The organism is Shewanella sp. 10N.286.51.B2 (genome assembly GCF_041469265.1).
Lineage (GTDB): Bacteria > Pseudomonadota > Gammaproteobacteria > Enterobacterales > Shewanellaceae > Shewanella.
Genome location: NZ_JBFRKH010000016.1, coordinates 1 through 19,465, shown reverse-complemented (window position 1 = coordinate 19,465; position 19,465 = coordinate 1). Strand labels below are relative to the sequence as shown.

Annotated in this window: 15 protein-coding genes and 1 pseudogene; 3 read left to right on the top strand and 13 right to left on the bottom strand. The window is 37.7% G+C overall.

Translation table 11 applies throughout. The features are described 5' to 3' along the window. Window positions 1–229: 229 nt before the first annotated feature. From AB4140_RS04665 to AB4140_RS04620, 10 genes and pseudogenes are all read right to left on the bottom strand, one after another. Window positions 230–1,150 carry a glycosyl transferase gene (locus AB4140_RS04665; RefSeq protein WP_371999957.1) on the bottom strand — a complete coding sequence of 307 codons (921 nt, stop codon included), beginning with the start codon at window positions 1,148–1,150 and terminating at the stop codon, window positions 230–232. Between the two features lie 275 nt (window positions 1,151–1,425). Next, a complete protein-coding gene (locus AB4140_RS04660) occupies window positions 1,426–3,183 on the bottom strand; it encodes an asparagine synthase-related protein (protein WP_371999955.1) in 1,758 nt (585 codons plus the stop codon). After that, a complete protein-coding gene (locus AB4140_RS04655; protein WP_371999953.1) occupies window positions 3,184–4,626 on the bottom strand; it encodes an MOP flippase family protein in 1,443 nt (480 codons plus the stop codon). It abuts the gene before it with no gap. A gap of 439 nt (window positions 4,627–5,065) precedes the next feature. Further along, a pseudogene (locus AB4140_RS04650) lies at window positions 5,066–5,897 on the bottom strand (transposase). A 386-nt stretch (window positions 5,898–6,283) separates the two neighbouring features. Continuing rightward, window positions 6,284–7,549 carry a UDP-N-acetyl-D-mannosamine dehydrogenase gene (wecC, locus tag AB4140_RS04645; protein WP_371999951.1) on the bottom strand — a complete coding sequence of 422 codons (1,266 nt, stop codon included), beginning with the start codon at window positions 7,547–7,549 and terminating at the stop codon, window positions 6,284–6,286. Between the two features lie 14 nt (window positions 7,550–7,563). Next, window positions 7,564–8,688, bottom strand: a complete 1,125-nt coding sequence (gene wecB / locus AB4140_RS04640) for a non-hydrolyzing UDP-N-acetylglucosamine 2-epimerase (protein ID WP_371999949.1) — start codon at window positions 8,686–8,688, stop codon at window positions 7,564–7,566. Window positions 8,689–8,895: 207 nt separating this feature from the next. Continuing rightward, entirely contained in the window at window positions 8,896–9,870 is a 975-nt protein-coding gene (locus tag AB4140_RS04635) for a Wzz/FepE/Etk N-terminal domain-containing protein (protein ID WP_371999947.1), read from the bottom strand. A 65-nt stretch (window positions 9,871–9,935) separates the two neighbouring features. Further along, a complete protein-coding gene (locus AB4140_RS04630) occupies window positions 9,936–12,368 on the bottom strand; it encodes an SLBB domain-containing protein (protein WP_371999945.1) in 2,433 nt (810 codons plus the stop codon). A 646-nt stretch (window positions 12,369–13,014) separates the two neighbouring features. Next, a complete protein-coding gene (rfaH, locus tag AB4140_RS04625; RefSeq protein ID WP_102475763.1) occupies window positions 13,015–13,506 on the bottom strand; it encodes a transcription/translation regulatory transformer protein RfaH in 492 nt (163 codons plus the stop codon). A 256-nt stretch (window positions 13,507–13,762) separates the two neighbouring features. Then, window positions 13,763–14,323, bottom strand: coding sequence for a DUF4136 domain-containing protein (locus AB4140_RS04620; RefSeq protein ID WP_102475764.1), 561 nt, complete (start codon window positions 14,321–14,323; stop codon window positions 13,763–13,765). A 389-nt stretch (window positions 14,324–14,712) separates the two neighbouring features. On the opposite strand from AB4140_RS04620, the gene yciH reads away from it, so the two are divergent. The 3 genes from yciH to ruvX all read left to right on the top strand — a co-directional run bounded on the left by yciH (window position 14,713) and on the right by ruvX (window position 16,301). Further along, window positions 14,713–15,042 (top strand): stress response translation initiation inhibitor YciH, encoded by a 330-nt coding sequence (yciH, locus tag AB4140_RS04615; RefSeq protein WP_102440615.1) that lies wholly within the window; start codon window positions 14,713–14,715, stop codon window positions 15,040–15,042. 147 nt (window positions 15,043–15,189) lie between these two features. Beyond that, on the top strand, window positions 15,190–15,750 hold the full coding sequence (locus tag AB4140_RS04610; RefSeq protein WP_102440616.1) for a YqgE/AlgH family protein: 561 nt from the start codon (window positions 15,190–15,192) through the stop codon (window positions 15,748–15,750). A gap of 128 nt (window positions 15,751–15,878) precedes the next feature. Beyond that, window positions 15,879–16,301, top strand: coding sequence for a Holliday junction resolvase RuvX (gene ruvX, locus AB4140_RS04605; protein WP_102440617.1), 423 nt, complete (start codon window positions 15,879–15,881; stop codon window positions 16,299–16,301). 69 nt (window positions 16,302–16,370) lie between these two features. Here the strand turns inward: ruvX and hemH are convergent, their stop codons facing one another. From hemH to AB4140_RS04590, 3 genes are all read right to left on the bottom strand, one after another. Beyond that, a complete protein-coding gene (hemH, locus tag AB4140_RS04600) occupies window positions 16,371–17,384 on the bottom strand; it encodes a ferrochelatase (RefSeq protein ID WP_102475765.1) in 1,014 nt (337 codons plus the stop codon). 145 nt (window positions 17,385–17,529) lie between these two features. Next, complete coding sequence (locus AB4140_RS04595) at window positions 17,530–18,009, bottom strand: glutathione peroxidase (protein WP_372000042.1); 480 nt, start codon at window positions 18,007–18,009, stop codon at window positions 17,530–17,532. A gap of 225 nt (window positions 18,010–18,234) precedes the next feature. Then, complete coding sequence (locus AB4140_RS04590; RefSeq protein WP_102475767.1) at window positions 18,235–19,356, bottom strand: hypothetical protein; 1,122 nt, start codon at window positions 19,354–19,356, stop codon at window positions 18,235–18,237. Window positions 19,357–19,465: the final 109 nt, after the last annotated feature.

Here is a 19,465-nt window from a genome sequence, read left to right as displayed (position 1 = left end):
CAGAAAACAAGATGGTCACGCTGTCGCCTAGGAGTGTAATTAAATACCAGCAAAAAAAACAAAAAACATAAAGGAAATGTAATCATAAACTTATACCCTTAAGATTAACTCCTTCGACATGAAATATCATAATCAAGCCATCCTAATAAATAAAATAACCCAAGGGCTGAACAATTCTAATAGCCACTTCAACATGATAATCAAAAATCCATTAACCCAGCTAAAGACTTTAAGTTAAGTTATTTAGCATTTTGGTTACGTTATACTTCTCAAAGACTGCTTTTATTTGCCCATCATTACCTAGTGCATTTACATTGGTAATAGATAAAGCTATATCCTGAGAATGTTGACAAGATAGAAATCTCTCATTAAACGTTCTAGAATCATTTACTCTTTTACACTTTACATTATTTATTAAAGACATCGCTTTAAACCATATGTCATCAGCAGCTGGAGCTAGCTTAGTGAACTCCTTAACATTCAAACATTCATCACTAAGTAAACCTGAAGGATAAAATACTCCACCAACACCAATTGGGACATGTAAATATGATGGAGCATTATCTTTAAAGTCATGCATCCAGTCTGCATAGCTTTTAACTTTTCCCGTATTGTCTAAAATTATGCTATGCACCATATATGAAATAATACAGTCCGGATATAACTTATGTTCTCTGACTAACCCTTCAATTAGATCATAAGGATAGAGTACGTCATCATCAATGGTAATGATATTCTTACCTGGATACTTCTGTAACGTAGGTATTAGCTTTTTATAAGAACGATAGTTAGGACAAAAACACACCTCTAAACCTCGTTCAATTTGCTTATGTAATATTAACGGTATTGTTTCCAGTGAGAATTCATTCTCATCCAACCAAAGAACTATTTTATCTGGCTTAACAGTTTGCATACCAATAGATTCAATTACCAAGTGTACATCATGAATTCTTTTGTCATAGGTTGTTAGGCTAACAATAACTCCAGTTTCATCATTAATACCACTTTTCACCAAAGACTCTGAACTTGTTAACGCTAAATTAAAATAATAATTAGATTTTATTTTAAAGTCTATTGTTCCATCAAGATTATTAATTACATTGCTTGACGCATTTAACTTATTTATTAATCTCACTATTTTCTTAATCATTTAAACGTTCTCTAATAACACTTACTAAAACAACTACAGAAATGATAAAATAACTGTAGACAAAACTCTTTGAACAAAAAGCACCTTACCAAAGAGAAAAGCTACTCACTTTATTCAGCACAAAAGTACAAGTTATCAACCACGTTACAGCATATAGATACCACAATCGAGTGTTTTACAATTAACTTAAAAAAGTCTTATGGTTCACTTCAACATAGATGAACTTTCTCGTGCCACTGCATAAGTTTCACTCAATATATCAAGCTGATTTACAATCAATATTTATTTACATTTCTTAGATACAACTCAATGGTGGCAGCCCTCAATATTTCATTCGAGTTATTAACTCGCTTCCCCTTTAAGTGCGGTATTAAGAATTTTTCGCTTAAGTCTAATTCTGTAAGTTCAGCATAGCACGCTGTTTTTTTATCTAGCAAAGTCAAAAGATAATTAGATATTTCTTCGTCTCGAATCCAATTGGCATAATCAGTATATTCCTGTAAAGATTTAATACCAACTATACTACGCATGTCCCTTAATATTTTACGGAATGCCCGAGTAACCAAAGTTGGTTTTTTTAATATCCCCACAGGTTTACCTGTTTTTTGCCATGGAATATCCTTAAAGTATTCAGGGAAGAACTTTATTAACATAGCAGAATATAGTTTATTATTTTTCCTATATTCATCCGGCAAAGAATAAACCAGCTCAACAACCTTATTATCAAAAAATGGTTTTCGATGATCTATCTTCACCAAAGTATTAACAGTCCCCATAGCAGTGAACCGTCTAACCCTGTTCATCTGTAGAATAGGCTCAACTCTTTCTATATCATAAAAGTCATCGTCCACATTAATCAGCGAAACGTGACTTTTAAAAAATGAACGTAGGTTATCTTTACTTGCTCGTACATTAAAAGGGACTCGGCCTAAAAAACCACCACCTAATATCACATCTCCACTATAACCATTAACCATAATAGACATATGCTCTGAAATATCATCGAGAAACTCTCCACCATGCATATGCATCATATCTTGCATGCCATCAGTGTTCCAAATCATTTCATGTCTCGGCTCAAACCAGTTGTGTTGATTAAAAAAGAATTTTTTATAATCCCACTTTTGAGAATTAGGCTTATTAATAACCAATTCTGCAATTCTAATATCATCACACCCCTTTATACCGAACGTATACGCTGCACCATTGTGTTCAGGATGCAATGTCTTAATAGCTGCAAAAATAGCGCGAGAATCCATCCCTCCACTTATAGCAACACCTATATGTTCATTAACATCAAAACGTTTTTCAACAGCTTCGATAAATAGCTTACCTAATTTCTCAACGGCATCATCAAAACTGATATTAGATGGTATTATTTCTGACCATTTCCAGTAATACTGCTCTGATAACAATTTATCTTTAATGTTAAACGTTACAATTGTTGCAGGCTTGATTAACTTTATTTTATCAAACCATGTATGCTCACCTAATAGATAACCAAGCTCCATAAAACATTGGAAGCTTGTCGGATCAATCGTTTTATCAACACCATCTAATGCGAGAATCCCTTTAACTTCACTAGCCCAAGCGAATTGCTCATTATTCCAATACCAATAAAGCATACGCATACCATAGCGGTCTGAAATTAATTTTATTTCACTAGTACTCTGGTCATACAGGACCCCACAAAAGTACCCATCTAATTTATTTAAAAAGTCATTTAGTTTATCATTTTTATATGCTGACTTCAGTGCGCTAGCTAAATTGAAATCAAAATCAAAATCAAAATCATCACGCATCTGAGATAAGTTGTAAGCTTCACCTTCTACCCAAACGGAAATAGAATCATCAAACTCATTTTTGAACCTATCTTTATTATGACCCAAATGAACCTTACTAGAAGTTACAATTGAATCATCAAATACCTCATCATTAACAAAGTGCGGATATAAATTCATTGCATTCATCATTTTCGCAATGTTTTTTGTACTATTGGTTTCTGAAGAAACTAGCCCATAGATACCTGGCATTTACTTTTCCCTATTAAAAATTTTTTTAATAAACGAACGCTCAAAGAGCGATAAGTATACTGAATACATAATTAAACAAAGAACACCCGCAGTTGATAGCTTCACCAAAGCCATATCAAAGCTAAAAAACTCCACGGCAGTTCGACTCAACCAACCTATAGAAAAACAAATGAGTGTAATCTTAAATAGATGCAAAATCAAAATACAACAATTAATCTTAGAAAAATATGATATTAAGTAATGCCATACCCATCCAATGGTTAAAGATAAAAAAAGCAAGACTTCTGGCACTGAATATATGTTAGGTTTATATATCAACCCCAAGTAAATAGATAATACCACCACTAAACACCAGAACAAATTCCACCAAAAACCGACATTAGCATATCCTTGAGCCAATAGAAGGGCCCCGCCAGGATTCGACACAGCCTTCATTAATCCAACCAGAGCCAAAGTAGGAATTATTTTTGCAGTCAGTTCCCATCCATCGCCAAAAACGATATATACTATTTCATAAGAATAAAAACTTAAGAAACTTAAAAGAGGCACAGTGATCAAACTAAGAGAGCGAACTGTTACAGTATAATACTCACCAAGCTGTTTTTTATCACTTTGTAATTTAGCATAAACAGGGAAAGCCACCTTATTTAAAATCGGGTTAATCTTAGTTAGCGGAAAAATAACAAGTTGCCACGCCATATTGTAAATACCAGTTAATTCCACCCCTAAAAACTTACTTACCAGAATCTTGTCAGCATTAGCGCTAATGTAATTTATAGACTTCTCTCCCATTTGATATAAACCAAAACTGTAAAAACCTGACAGGGATTTATGGTCGTATACCATGTTTGGGCTGGAAAACTCTTTAATACCTACCAATAGAAACAATACACTGGAAACTGCAGATTGCGTCAACATAGCCCAAACAAGAGCATATAAACCAAATTCATTGACGGCCAAAAGCACTGCCACGAAAAAAGAAGTTATAGTAGATATAATTTCTATTTTCGCCATAACGTCGAACTTAAGGTATTTTTGGCATAGCACACGATATTGATTGCCAATAGCAACAATAATAAATACGCTTGATAGAAGTAAAAGTGGGTTTAGCAAATCTGTTTCTTCGTAAAAACCAGAAATAATTGGTGACAAGATTAAAATTACAAGAGTCATAATTATTCCAGAGAATATATTAAGCCAGTATAAACTTGAAAGCTGAACCTGCGAAATATTTTGCCTTTGAATAATGGCATTACTAATCCCCATATCCATAAACATTTGAGAAAACCCAATCACAATCATAATAATCGCCAACAAACCAAAATTTGTTGGCGATATATAATGCGCCATTATTGATAACTGAGTTAATTGTACGACTGTATTAATCACCGCAGACAACGTAGTCCACTTGACTCCACTTAAGGATTTTTGTTTTAAACTCATACCGTCTCATAGTTAATAAAATATCACATGCCTTAGGTTGTCATATAAGGAAGCGGGCGTCGAGTAACACCTGTTTTGAATGCAGCCTTCTCGAAGGCCAACTTTATAAACACTCCAACTTCCTCTTTACTCACCACAAGTATAATAACTTAACTCTTACCTAAAACGTTTTATCAAACCCCATCTCGATAGTTCAATAAAAACATAGGTTTTACTACAGGTATATTAATTATATTAATATGCACGAATAACAACAGTGTACAGATTAAACTAATTATTTTATTCTAAAGCAATTGAAACTAATTGGTAAAATTGCTTAAGTTTATTTCACTGTAAAAGTTAAAAAAGGTCACCTGATAATAAATAATTCCAACCACACAAAATGACTGCATTGTCAATAAATAATTGCCGAGAAGTAAGATGGTTCAGCAATCGCTTTTTATAAATTTACTCTTTTGAAAGACGTTGTGATCAAATTAAAATTTGTCAGACCGAGGCTATCTGTATAGAGATTTTGATGCAATGCATACCTTGCACTATGACTTTGTTCATCATCCGCGAAAGCATCTCCGACATGTGCATTGTAATCATGTAAGCTTAACTTGGAGCTTATAGCGATACATCGCAGTCTCCGATGCAAAACCTCCCATCACTTTAACATCCATGATTTCAATGCTTCAAAAACTTCATTTCGCGGGTGAACATCTTCCCAATATCCTACGTTTGAACGCGACGGAATAGTTGATTTTGCACCTTTGCGTCGAAGCAATTTGGGCACTCTTTTGTGTCGTATGCACTATCAGCAGAGACTTGCTTAAGCTTCCGGCGAAGCAGTTTGAGCATTCTCCGTAATACTTCGTTATCAGCGACATTAACGAGGCTGACTTCGGCTGATACAACATCGTGAGTAACTGCGTAAATCGCGAGGTGTGTAACGGGACCTCGACAGGGGGTCGATATTTAACTTTGCCCGTTTGCTTATACAAGTGTAATCCGGTGCACTTAATGGAATATACATCAGTTGAAACAGAGAGTTAATGAAATTTTCTGTTGCTCGCAGTGACCACAATTTCACCTTTGAACATTAGGGCAGTTTCAATCGCTGAATCACGGAATTGAAAAGCTCTACCGCCTCCGCCGTGATGGACTTTGCAGTGCTAAGCATTGGTGGCTGATTCATCCAGCCAAAAACTTACAGAACCTCGATTGACTAATGCTTTGTGCTGTTTCCAGTTAATTATTTTACGTTTGGATTCCTCCCATTTAGCCAGCCTCGTTTTGGTACTTACAAGCACAAATCACTTATTGGCAAAATGGTTCCATAGATTTAGGCAACAACGCCTGTTCATAGCTTAACGTTCGCATAAGCCTCGCCTTCTTGAACGTTATAGCAACGAAGCATCTGAGTTCTGCCAGTGAGAGTCTTATTTCTGGCCATCTCGGTTTCTCAGGATGCGTAGCGCAAGTCCACGCATCTATGACTAATTCATCAATCTAAAAAATAATGGATCCACGCTGTGTTAACGCCCGTTCATAATCTGGCCAATTTCCAATTTTTTGTTTTACCTTTTTCGTCACGTGCACCATTTTATTTTCTGATAATGCTCACTGGATTGAAGCAAGGTTCAATTTTTTTTAATAATAACGCTACATTAGATTACCAAATGCCTTTTGCATCTATTACAAACTCAAACTTAGGTGAGCACTCTTTAAACTCTTTATGATCGACTAAAACAACGTGGATATCCGCTTCTTTTTTGGCATCATCAAACGCGTAAAGTTTAACATTTGATAAGGATTCAGGTACATGTTGAATATTTGGCTCTACCGCTAAAACCGTTCCTGAATGCATTTTTACAATTTGCTTTGTAATACTGAGTGCTGGGCTTTCTCGCAAATCATCAATATCGGGTTTAAAAGCTAGTCCATAACAAGCAATAGTAACATCTTTAGCGGTTTTTGAAGGATTTGCTTGTAAGAAGTCTGCTATAGCTAACTTGACTTTATCAATAACCCACTCTGGCTTAGCATCATTCACTAATCTAGCTGTGTGGATTAACTTTGCTTCTTCTGGGGTCTTGGAAACAATAAACCAAGGATCTACAGCGATACAATGACCACCAACTCCAGGGCCAGGCTGCAATATATTGATGCGTGGGTGACGATTAGCTAAAGAAATAAGCTCCCAAACATTAATATCCAATTTGTCACAAATAACAGAAAGCTCATTAGCAAATGCAATTTGAACATCTCTACAACTATTCTCTGTCAGTTTGGCCATTTCAGCAGTGCGTGCATTTGTAATTACACAATCACCCTGTACAAATGTTTTATACAGCTCAACAGAACGTTCAGAACAACGCGAAGACATGCCACCGATAACTCGATCGTTTTCTACTAGTTCACGAACAACATGTCCAGGCAAAACACGTTCTGGACAATGCGCAACGTTTACGTCAGCATTTTCTCCACCCACTTGGGGGAAAGTTAAATCAGTTCTCGCTTCTGCTAACCAAGCAGCAACTTGTTCTGTCGCGCCTACTGGTGAAGTTGATTCTAAAATTACCAAATCGCCTTTTTTCAATACAGGAGCAATACCTTCACAAGCTGATTTAATATAACTTAAATCTGGCTCAGGCACGTCACCTTCATTGCAAGGTAAGAACGGTGTAGGTACAGCAATTAAAAATGCATCTGCAGGTTCTGGTTTACTTACAGCCTTAAGGTAACCTTCAACAACAGCAGCATGAACAATCATGTCTAAATCTGGCTCAACAATATGAATTTTACCTTGATTTATTGTATCTACTGCATGTTGGTTAACATCAACACCAATTACTTTCTTTTTACGTGACGCAAACATTGCTGCTGTAGGCAATCCAATATAACCCAGACCGATTACTGAAATTGTTTCAAATGACATCTTCTTTCCTAATCTTATTTAACTAATTCGTTTAAAATTCTTTGGCAAGCCTCACCATCACCATATGGATTATGCGCGAAACTCATTTCTTTATAGGCTAACTCACTCGTAAGTAACTCATTCAAGTTAGATACAATTGCGTCTACATCGGTGCCGACTAATTTAACTGTTCCAGCTTCTACAGCTTCTGGTCGCTCTGTTGTATCACGCATCACTAATACAGGCTTCCCTAGAGATGGTGCTTCCTCCTGAATGCCACCAGAGTCTGTTAAGATAATATGTGCACGACTCATCAAGTAAATGAAAGGTAAATACTGTTGCGGTTCAATCAAATGAATATTTGAAACATCACCTAAGATACGATTTACAGGCTCACGTACATTAGGGTTTAAGTGCATTGGGTATAGAATTTGGGATTCAGGGTGTGCTTTTGCTGTTATTGCTAAGGCTTCGCAAATACGCTCAAACCCACCGCCAAAACTTTCACGTCTATGTCCTGTTACTAGAATCAATTTTTTAGATTCATCTAAAATTGGAAATTGATTTTTTAGTGTCGCGTTTAAGTCTTCATCATTTTCAATTTTATCTTTAACCATCAATAACGCATCGATAACGGTATTGCCCGTTACGATGATATTCTCTGGTTCAAAATTTTCTTTAATAAGATTTTGCTTAGATGTTTCTGTAGGAGCGAAGTGATATTTAGTTAACACGCCAGTTAAACGACGATTAGCCTCTTCTGGCCAAGGAGAATAAATATTCCCAGTACGAAGCCCTGCTTCAACATGTCCGACTTCAATTTGTTCGTAGTAAGCAGCTAGACTTGCTGCAAATGTTGTCGCGGTGTCTCCATGTACGAGCACTACATCCGGTTTAAATTCCTGCAAAACGGGTTTTAATTCTTGTACAATTCTTGCTGTTACGTCATTTAATGTTTGACCTGCTTTCATTAAATTCAAATCGTAATCTGGTTTTATTTCAAATAACTCTAATACTTGGTCAAGCATTTCCCTGTGCTGTGCTGTAACACAACACTTTGCTTCAAATCGTTCATCAGATGCTAAAGCGTGAACCAAAGGTGCCATTTTAATAGCTTCTGGTCTGGTACCAAAAACAGTAAGAACTTTCTTTATTGTCATTACTTTTCGACCTAATATTGAACAATTCCTAGAACTAGAAATTGAATTGCTACACATTTACATCTCAGCCTTTCAAACCAAGCTGAGACACTTTTTATCCATTTTGAGACAGTCAAATCTTCGCTATCCCATATAGAGCCTAGAGTTCATGCTTTTTATCAAAACAGTCCCAATAGGCTCATTTTTTTTCTTTTTTCTTTTCTTTGTTTAATCTTCTTTTCTAACGAAATGCCTGATTAAAACAATCATTACCGCTAACATGCCGCCTAGCATTGTGCCTAATACACAAATCAAGGCTCGTTTAGGACCTGCTTTTTCTTCTGGGACTAATGCTGGGTCAATGGTTTTAAATACGTATTCTTCACGTACTTCAGCAAACATAATAGTTTTAGTTTGCTCTTCAATTAGCTGGTAAAGTATCGTGCGAATATCTGCAACATTAGTTTGGGCTATCTGAGTTTCTAGAAATGCGGTACTGCGCTGAGCTTCTGCCACATCGCGCTGTTTCATTTCTAAATTGATATCTTCTACTAACCATTTAACCCACTGTTGGGCAACTGATGGTGATAAATGCTCTACCGACACTTTCACCATGCCGGTTTCTTTATCACTATTAATCGCTATCACTTTACTAAACGCTTTATATGCTTCCTGCATTGAAGGCTCTGGCTTAAATGGGGCTTTAACCTCACGAATCCATTTGTTGTTTTTAACATCAAACATATCTACATCATAAGCGAGTGTATCTGAAGCCATATCCCACTTTTCCGCAGCCATGAGGTCGGCAAGAATATTATGCTTTTGAATAAACTCACTGGTAAATTGACGTGATTTAACCACTTCTATCGCCATTTGAGTTTTGTCAACACCACCGCCACCACCAAGGTTGATGCCAGCCATACTTGCAAGACCGCCAAACTGTCCAGCAAGTGCGGCTAAACCACCGCCACCTTGTTCCCCGTCTGCCGGTGAAAGTAGCGCTTCTGATTTATAAGTATTTGGTTGACTAAGTGCAAACAAAACAGAACCAACAGCGAAGACAGCAGTTACTGCAATGATCAACCATTTGCCTTTCCAAATTACTGAAAATAGCTCTCGTAAATCGATTTCATCATCTGCAACAACTTGCGGAGTCGAAGTAAAATTAGCATCTGTGTAATTTTGTGGGATGTTTTTATTCATTATAAAAATTAAACTCTGGCTTTTAGGTTAGTGACATCAATATATACGGATTTTTCTAGACCATGTTAAATCCCAGATATCGCCGAAATAGCAACTGCAGTGTTATAAATAATACCCGTTACCTGAGTCCATAAAGTTAAGCTGTCTTTGTACTCTGTATCCAGTGGAACAATAATCGTATCGCCAGGTTCCATCTCACTGTCTGTTTTATGCCAGAATGAACTACTTGGCATCGCAACTGAACCGTCTGCTTTGATGATATAGGCTCTACCGTCATCTGCGCGTTTACGTGGTCCACCAGCCATTGTTAAGTACTGACTATAGGTATACCCAGCTTTATAACGGTGGGTACTAGGATGCTGCACTTGGCCCATTACTGATACTGTCTGATTATGTGGCGGGACATATAAAACATCAGCATCTTCCAATTCTAAATTGGCTTCTTCAATACCAAGGCTAATTGCATTTAAGTCAATAACTAAGCGACCAACAACTTCAACATTCTCTAGTTCTTTAAGCATTAATTGCGCATCAGCAAAACCTATCATTGGTGTATCTTTGGTTAAGGCCTTAGCAGATATTTCACGTCTGAGTTCATCTGACAGTTTTGATAACTCAAGTCTTTCTTTATCTTTAATTGATTCTCTTAAGAAAACAGCACTTTTTAATGCAGCCTCTTCTGTAAAGCTACCTGCTCGTGCAATCACATCTTTTAGTGATTCACCACGTTGAATTGAGTAAGTACCAGGGAACTTAACCTCACCTTTAATAGTAACCCATCGTGTTTCCTGCCAATCAGGTAAAGTTCGAACAGTTAGTATGTCACGACTTAAAAGAGCTAAATTAGAGTCGGTTTGATTTTTCATAACTTCATCTAAACTTAACTGTATATGCTCAATAGACACCCCGTCAGTATCACTCACGTTTTGACGTGTTAATTCAGCTGCTAATGTATAAGCTCCCTCTTCGAGTCCGCCAGCTGCAATAAGTAATTCTTTTACATCGGCGTTAACGGTTAGAGGATATTTTCCAGGAAACCTCACATTGCCATTAATATCGACAAGCTTAGCAGCATCACCAAATCGGCTTTGTTTTTTAAGCTTTTCAATAACTGGCTTTAATAACTCTTGTCGATCTTCATAATCAAATACAACGATTGTATCGCGAGGTTGCAAAGTTAAATTTGAGGCTAAAAAGGGCTCTGCAATTGCTTTTCCTAATGCAATACGGTGAACTTCAATATCGCCACGCTGATTAATTTCACGAATTAAAAGTGAATAATCCAAATCAGCAGATAAGGTCAAATTTCCCCACACTGACGGTAATAAATCAGCAACTTTTAAACCTTTAGTCCATTGATATTTACCAGGACGAATAACTGCACCAGCAATTGTTATAGCATTATCTATGCGACTCGATGCAGATTTAACATTCAATACATCGCCATTCTTAACTTTTAAAGTAAGACCCGACTTTTTAGTTAAATCAACATTAACAACCGTTTTCACAGCTTGATCACTATAGCGTTCTACTACACTTGACTTAGGGTGTGCCCCAGGGTTTAAACCACTTGCCATTTTCAGCACGTCAGCCATTGTTTCACTATTTTTTAATTCATAAATAGCAGGACGCCTTACTTCGCCCATTACACTAACGCTAGCACCCGCTGATGGGATAAATACAACATCACCTGATTGAAGACGTTTATCACCGGATGAATCACCATGCATTAATAAGTCATATAGGTCTAACGTTTCAACCGTTTTTCCTGAACGCTTAAGTTGAATATTTCGTAACGAACCAATTTCATTAACACCGCCAGAAACAAAAAGTGCTTGTGTAATTGTAGATAGGCTAGATACGGTGTAAGAACCTGGTTTAAAGGCATCTCCCGCGACAAAAATTCTAACTGAACGTAACTCTCCCATTGTGATGTTGGCATTGATACCTATCATTGACTGGGCAATTTTATCTTGTAATAACGCCCTTGCTTCCGAGAATGACATTCCTACAAGCGAAATCGGACCTAAGTCTGGGAATTGCACAGCACCATCACGACCAACAACTAATTGATAATTATTATTTTCCTTACCGTAAAGCTGAATATTGATGTTATCCCCTGGACCAATCATATATTCATTTGGTACCGGCACGTCTGAAACAGGCGCAAAAGTCGTTGGGCTACCAGCGAATAAATCGTAGCCAAAACGTTTCAGCTGAGATTCTTTTTTGTCATTTAAAGCTTTTACTGATGTTTCAGTTTTAGTCGCTTGATTTAAAGCTTCATCTTCTGACTGATCAACAACTGTATTACTATCATTACGCGCCTCAACTAAAGGTGGGTTTTCAATTTGAGCAACACCTGAACTTTGTGAGGTTAAAATTGAAGGATCCACACCATATTGTTTTGCTAGTCTTTGTTGTTCTGATTTAGGCAATTGCTTAAATTGTTCTATCATCTGCGGTGATGGCGTTACCGCTTGGACTGATGAACTCATTATAATAAAGGCTGACAATCCAGCAGTTAACAATTTTTTGGTTTTATGTAACACCAGTTATCTCCGATATTATTTGTTGTACAATTATGTTTGGGGTGACAAAGGGTTAATATTAGCTTTATGCAACTAACAAACTAATATAAAAGCAGTTTTAATTAAATCAATTCTAATTCAGACACGCTACCGATCCGCGTGGCGGGCATTGCCCTGATTCAGTACATCCTGTACTTCACCCTTCGGGCCAGCTGAAGCTGTTAATCATTGTTCCCGACAATGATTTTCGGCTTATAGCTAAACGAATGAAACTGTTCATTCGATGCCCTTCGGGCACGCTACCGCCCATAGATTACGGCTTCTAACGTGCCCTTCAATAAATGAAATTCTAATTTTGATTGAACCTAAAAAGTCACTGCTAACCTATATACTGACTTCTTACTTATACGAACTTATACGAACTTATACGAACTTATTTTTACTAAATGCAGCTGTGGTTAAATAGCAACCTTTAGTAAAAACACGTCATTCTATCCCATTATTTCAATCACTGAATGAGTCAATTTTAAAAACTGAATCTCCTGCACACAAAAATCGGCTATTAAAACAAAACATCAACACTATTACGTAAAAAATTAACGCTTAGCGTTCATTAAATTTTCTTAATGCTACTACTATCTACACACATTCTTTTTTGTTGCCCCATGATATTAAACAATACAAAACAGCGTTTTTGGGCATTCTTTTCTTCAAAGATGGCTTCTAAGTCTACAAATGGCCCGTCAGTAAACTGAACTTTATCACCTGCGATTAAATCACTTTCAACATCAGGCTTGTGAACTGAAACTCTGTTTTTTATTGCTTGTATAATCCGCTCATCAATCGGTGTCATTGTTTCACTGCAACCAATGATACGACTGGCACCTCGAGTTGAATGTATGCGGCTTACACTGACTTCTAGTGGATCAAAATAGATAAACAAATAACATGGGAATAGCGGGACATCGACGAGTTTGGTCTTTCCGTTTGAGGTTTTCTCTTCTTGAATGATAGGTAAGTAACTTTCGACTTGTTGTAATGCTAAGTTTTGTTGCGCTCTAACTTCACCGCGCGGCTTACAATATAGCAGATACCATGACTTCATTTTACCCTCACTTAATACCATTCGAGGTAACGTCCATTATCACCAAGCGCAGTATTTTATCAAAGCCTGTAAGCTAAGTGAAAGCTTTTTGATATTTAATATTTCAAATGCTGCAAATTGATACAAAAGTGTTCAATTGTATTACTTATGTGGCGTCGTAAGAGGGCTTTCAATGAACAATAATAAAAAACCGTATCAAGATTAGATACGGTTTAACCATAAAGAGTAACTTAACTAATACAACTAATAATAAAACCTATTTTGTTTCAGGCTGTGGCGGATAGTTCAACATCACTTGTGAAATCGCCGAGTTGATGATTTGTACTCGCTCTTCTGGGGTGTTTTTATTGCGGATAGTATCTGCAACACTGCCGCGCCATACTAAATTGCCGGTTTTGTTATCGATTAAATCAACAATTAAGGTGCCGACTTCGTATTCACGTACTGTGGTTTGGGTGTTCATCCCTGCTCCGCCCCAGCCACGACGACCATAATATGGGTAGTAACCAAAACTGGTATTGAAGGTGTCGACATTAATTTTTTTATCGACTTTAGTTAAGTAGTTAACCAGTAAGTCAGCTTCAGTAATGTCTGCTTTTGTTAAGCCTTTTTGCCCAAGTTCGTTGTTAACAGCATCGCGAACACGTTGGTCCATTAAACCATCCAGATGATAACTTGCATCTTGGTTTTTCTTTTCGACCCAAGAGTAGGTTTTATATTGGTCAAATGAAACGGCTGGATCAAAATCGGTATTGGTTTTTAAGGTACTACATGCACTTAATGCTAAAACCGCTGCAGCAACAAATAACTTTTTCATAATAACTCCGAATAACAACCCAAACTGGCTGTTTCTGTATTAAATACATTTTAATGAGGCTAATAAATAGCTTACCTAGCTAAACTATAATCATCAACTGATAATATTAACAATAGTCGCTTTAGCCAGTTTTCTAAATGTTTAACAGCAAGCTTTAGCCTTAACCACCGCGAAAATGATTCTTACCTAGTGAATGGGCTTAGTTAATGAGCTTAGTTAATGAGCTTAGTGAATGGACTTAATGAGTGAGCTTAGTGAATTCACTTAGTGCTCGCCAATAAGATAACAGCTAGATTATCCGCTAGAGGGGTCGTTTGCTGCTTTAGCCAACTCAGTTAGTTTGTTAAACTGTGTGTATTGATTATTTATTTTAAAGTACAAGTGAACCTATGCGTATTGATCCTAATGTTTCTTTAGTTTATAGCACCGATGGCGGTAAAATTGCTCAAGAAAAGCCAACAGAGCAAATTCCAGTAGGTGACGGCATTGTCCGCATCCATAAAGACAGTAAAGGCCGTAAAGGAAAAGGCGTTAGTATCATTAAAGGGCTTGGGCTTGATGCTAAAGCGTTAAAAGCCTTAGCGCAAAAACTTAAAAAACAATGTGGTTGTGGGGGTACGGTAAAAGAGTTCAATATTGAAGTGCAAACTGATGACCGTGAAAAAATCAAAACCTTGCTAGAGAAAATGAACTATACGGTCAAACTTGCTGGTGGTTAAGCCTACGCTAATACTTACATTTAATATTAGTATTTGCCTAAGTCTAAGTATTAGCAATCGCCAATCAAGCTTAAATCATAACCTCGGGTTTAAGGGCATTTAAGTATGTATGTTAAATTGACACCTAGTTTTTCAAAAGGATAAATAATGGACAGTTTACAAGGTCATCTGTTAATTGCTATGCCCTCTTTAGATGAGTCTTTTTTTGAGCGTGCTGTCATTTATATTTGCGAGCATAACGATAAAGGCGCCATGGGCGTAATGATCAATCGGCCAACCAATATCGTTATTGATGAGCTGCTAGAGCAAATTGGCTTAGCTAAAAAAGTGCAATTAAGCCTACCCCTTGAAGAATCGGTAGTTTTAGGCGGCCCAGTTGATACCGACAGAGGCTTTGTATTGCATACGCCACAAACTGATTGGGTCAATAGTGAGCCCGTAAGTGAATTTTGCATGCTAACCACATCACGAGATGTGCTTAATGCCCTAGGCACTGAAGAGTCGCCAAAACAATTTATTGTCGCTCTAGGCTATGCTGGTTGGAGCAAAAACCAGTTAGAAGAAGAGTTAGCTGAAAACACCTGGTTAACTATTGAAGCTACACCCGAACTCGTTTTTAACCAAGACTATAATCAGCTTTGGACTCAAGCCACCAAACAATTAGGCTTTGATATTTGGCAAATATCATCACAAGTTGGTCACTCTTAAGCTTTTAAAACTCGCTAATACACCAATTAATGTTTATAAACGCCAAGTATTCATCTTCAATTGCTGTCAGTTAATCAATTGGCTTTGCAACTGTCGATACTCATTATTACGATTATCCAGAGAACAACATGCAATCTAAAACAGTATTAGGCTTTGATTTTGGCACCAAAAGTATCGGTGTTGCGGTTGGCCAGGAAATCACGTCAAGTGCGGCACCAATTTCGGCCATAAAAGCCAATGATGGCATCCCTAATTGGGATGAAATTGAAGCGGTACTAAAAGAGTGGCAACCTGATTTAGTCGTTGTTGGTTTACCGCTTAATATGGACGGTACCGAACAAGAGATGACTCAGCGGGCGCGAAAATTTGCCAATCGCATTAGTGGCCGCTTTGGGGTAAAAGTGGTCACTCAAGATGAGCGCCTCACCACCACAGACGCCAAAGCAAGACTATTTGAATTAGGCGGCTATAAAAAGCTCACCAAAGGCCAAGTTGATGCAGTATCTGCAGTCCTGATTATCGAAAGCTATTTCGAAAACCAGTATTCATAACTAGCTTTAAATTCTAGACACAAAAAAGGAGTCAACTGACTCCTTTTTTATTGTTCACCATTGCATTAATTAAAGATAAGGCTTCACCAGATTGGCCATCATATTGATATGGTCATCATTATCATTTAAACATTCAATGTAGCGGAATTTTTTACCACCGGCATGTTCAAATACTTCGCGGTTCTCACCTTTTATTTCTTCTAATGTTTCTAAGCAGTCTGCGCTAAATGCAGGGCAAACAACTGCGATATCGGTAATGCCTTGGCCTGGTAACGCTTCCATGGTGGCATCGGTATAAGGCTGTAACCACTTGGCTTTACCAAAACGTGATTGGAAGGTCATCACATATTCGTCTTCCGTCAAACCTAGTTTTTCGACCACTAAGCGAGTACTTTTAACGCAAAAACAATAGTAAGGATCGCCTAAATGCAGATTACGTTCTGGCATACCGTGATAAGACAACACTAGCTTTTCCGGTTTTCCATTTGCGTCAAAATCCGCTTGAATTGATTTAGCTAATGCATCAATAAAGTTAGGATCGTCATGGTAGGTATTAATAAAATGCAGCGCTGGAATATAGCGCCATTTACATAGCTCTTTGGCAATAGCATCAAAGGCTGACGCCGTGGTAGGTGCGGCATATTGAGGATAAAGCGGTAAAACAATAATCTTATCAATTCCGTCTTTGTGCATTTGCTGTAACACACTTGGGGTTGATGGGTTACCGTAACGCATGGATAAATGCACTGATGCATCGACATCGTGCTGCTTAAACAAGGCATCAAGCTTGGCCTGTTGACGTAAGCTAATATCCATTAAAGGCGAACCATCTTTGGTCCACACTTCTTTGTAAAGTGCTGCAGATTTTGCTGGGCGCACTCTTAAAATAATCCCGTGTAAGATACACATCCACACTAATTTAGGGATTTCGACTACCCGAGGATCAGATAAAAATTCTGCGAGGTAGCGACGAACGGCTGAGGCGGTAGGTTCATCAGGGGTGCCTAAATTCATTAACAGCACACCGGTTTTGCCACGGGTTTTGTGGCCGACTTCTTTACTTAATCCAGAAAATTTGAACAAGATTGACTCCGAGAAAAGTGATTATTGATGATGCCCGATTAAATATTTATTGCTTAAGGCATCATCCAATAACGGCTATTTGTCATGCTAATAATAGCCACGCAAATTTATCTGCAAGCTTATGCTTTATTAGCAATATTATTATTTATAGCACTGACTCTATCGCTTTTTTCAACTCTTCGCTATCTGGTTTTACTCGAGAGTTGAATTGCTGCACACTTTCACCGTCTGCGCTAACAAGGTATTTATAAAAATTCCATTTAGGCGCTGCTGATTTTTCACCTAAATAAGAAAATACCGAGTTAACATCGCTGCCTCTGACTGCAGAGGTCGACACCATAGTGAATGTCACGCCGTAATTTAAAAAACACACATCTGCGGTTTTGGCTTCATCATCTTCTTCTTGAAAGAAATCATCCGATGGAAAACCAATGACCACTAAATCATCTTTATATTGCTGATGCAGCGCTTCAAGTGCTTTAAATTGCGGTGTAAAACCGCAGTTACTGGCGGTATTAACAATTAATACTGGTTTACCTGCGGTTAACTCACATAAATCGACCGTATCTTCAGAATGTAATTTTCTGGCTTCTACATTAAGGTATTCAGGACAGCTATTAGCCATTGAATTCGTTGAAAAAGCGCTAAAGCTTAAACCGATTAAGCCTGCTGATAATAAGAGTTTGTTCATTTTGATTCCTTTCCAACATATATCTAAAATAATCTATTTAAGGTAAATCATACTTGCGGCTTTTGCTTTAACGCCACTTTGACAAAAAGTTTTGACTACACAGGCCACAAGTACATATACGTTTTAATAAGCGTATCAGATCAAACTGATACACTGGGCTTAGAAATAAAAGCCAACATTAATATTGAGCCGAGAATGCCAAGCGGTATCACCATTATCAATGCCAATCCCATCGCCACCAGCAAACCACATATTCTTGCCAGCAATCCAGTCGACATATGAATAAAACTTACCGGCAGCAATCATACAACCGGTGACATTTTGAATAGAGTCATCTAAGCCTTCACCAGAAGCGACCACCTGACTGTAATCGTTGTAACAGTTTAATTGGCTAATCGGGCCCCAATCCACATCAATTTGACGCGATAAGTTCAACGTTACCACATCGGCTTTAGCGGCAATTTCAAACGGCGCGGCAAAAGCAGCTAAGGTGATGCGGTTGCTGTTGTCTAAATCATAGTCATAATGAATATACTGAGTTTGTAATTGCCATTGCTGCCAATCTAACTGCCAATGTACAGCTGCAGTAATACTTGTGGTATCTTCGCCTTCAGCTGCATTTTCAAAGCCATCTGGTACATATTCTAAATTACTATATTGAAATGACGCGCCAAGTTTACTCTTAAACTCATCACCTATGGTTTTTTCAATGCGTAAGTTTAATTGGCCGGCTTCTTGATAAGGAGACTCTTTTGTTGTGCCAACATCAAATGAGTAACGATCGAAGCGACTGCCATCACCATACTCATCATTAACAAAGTATGCGGCATCATAACGCCAGCCATTGCCTTGGTATTGATAATGAATACCGGCATCATAATCATCTTCTAAGCCTAGATAATAAGTCGCCCCAAACCAAAATGAGTGAGAAGCCACTGGCATAACGCCAAATGGCACTTGCGTGACGCCCACTTGCACCTTTTGGTTTTCATCAAATTGATAACCCATATAAGCATGGTGTACCACATCCATATACTCATACCAGCGGTATTGGGCTGAGGCAAATAAGCCACTGTCTGATTTGTAATTTACATCAGCTCTAAACAGTTCAAACTCAAGCGTGCCATTACCATCAGCGTAATCTTGCCAACCATAATTTACCCTTACTGCCCCACCAATATCGAGCTCATCATTAATACTGACAGCCTGAGCCGAAGATGACATAAGTGTAAATGCCGCTATTAGCGATGTTGCTAATACGTTTTTTTTGAAACTAAACATGGGATCCCTAGGGGGGGTAATTGGTTGGATTGTTATTATAGCAAATTAGCAGACTGTAAATGGTAAGTATTTGTAACGTTAAAAAAGGCCAAGGCTTACGCCTTGGCCT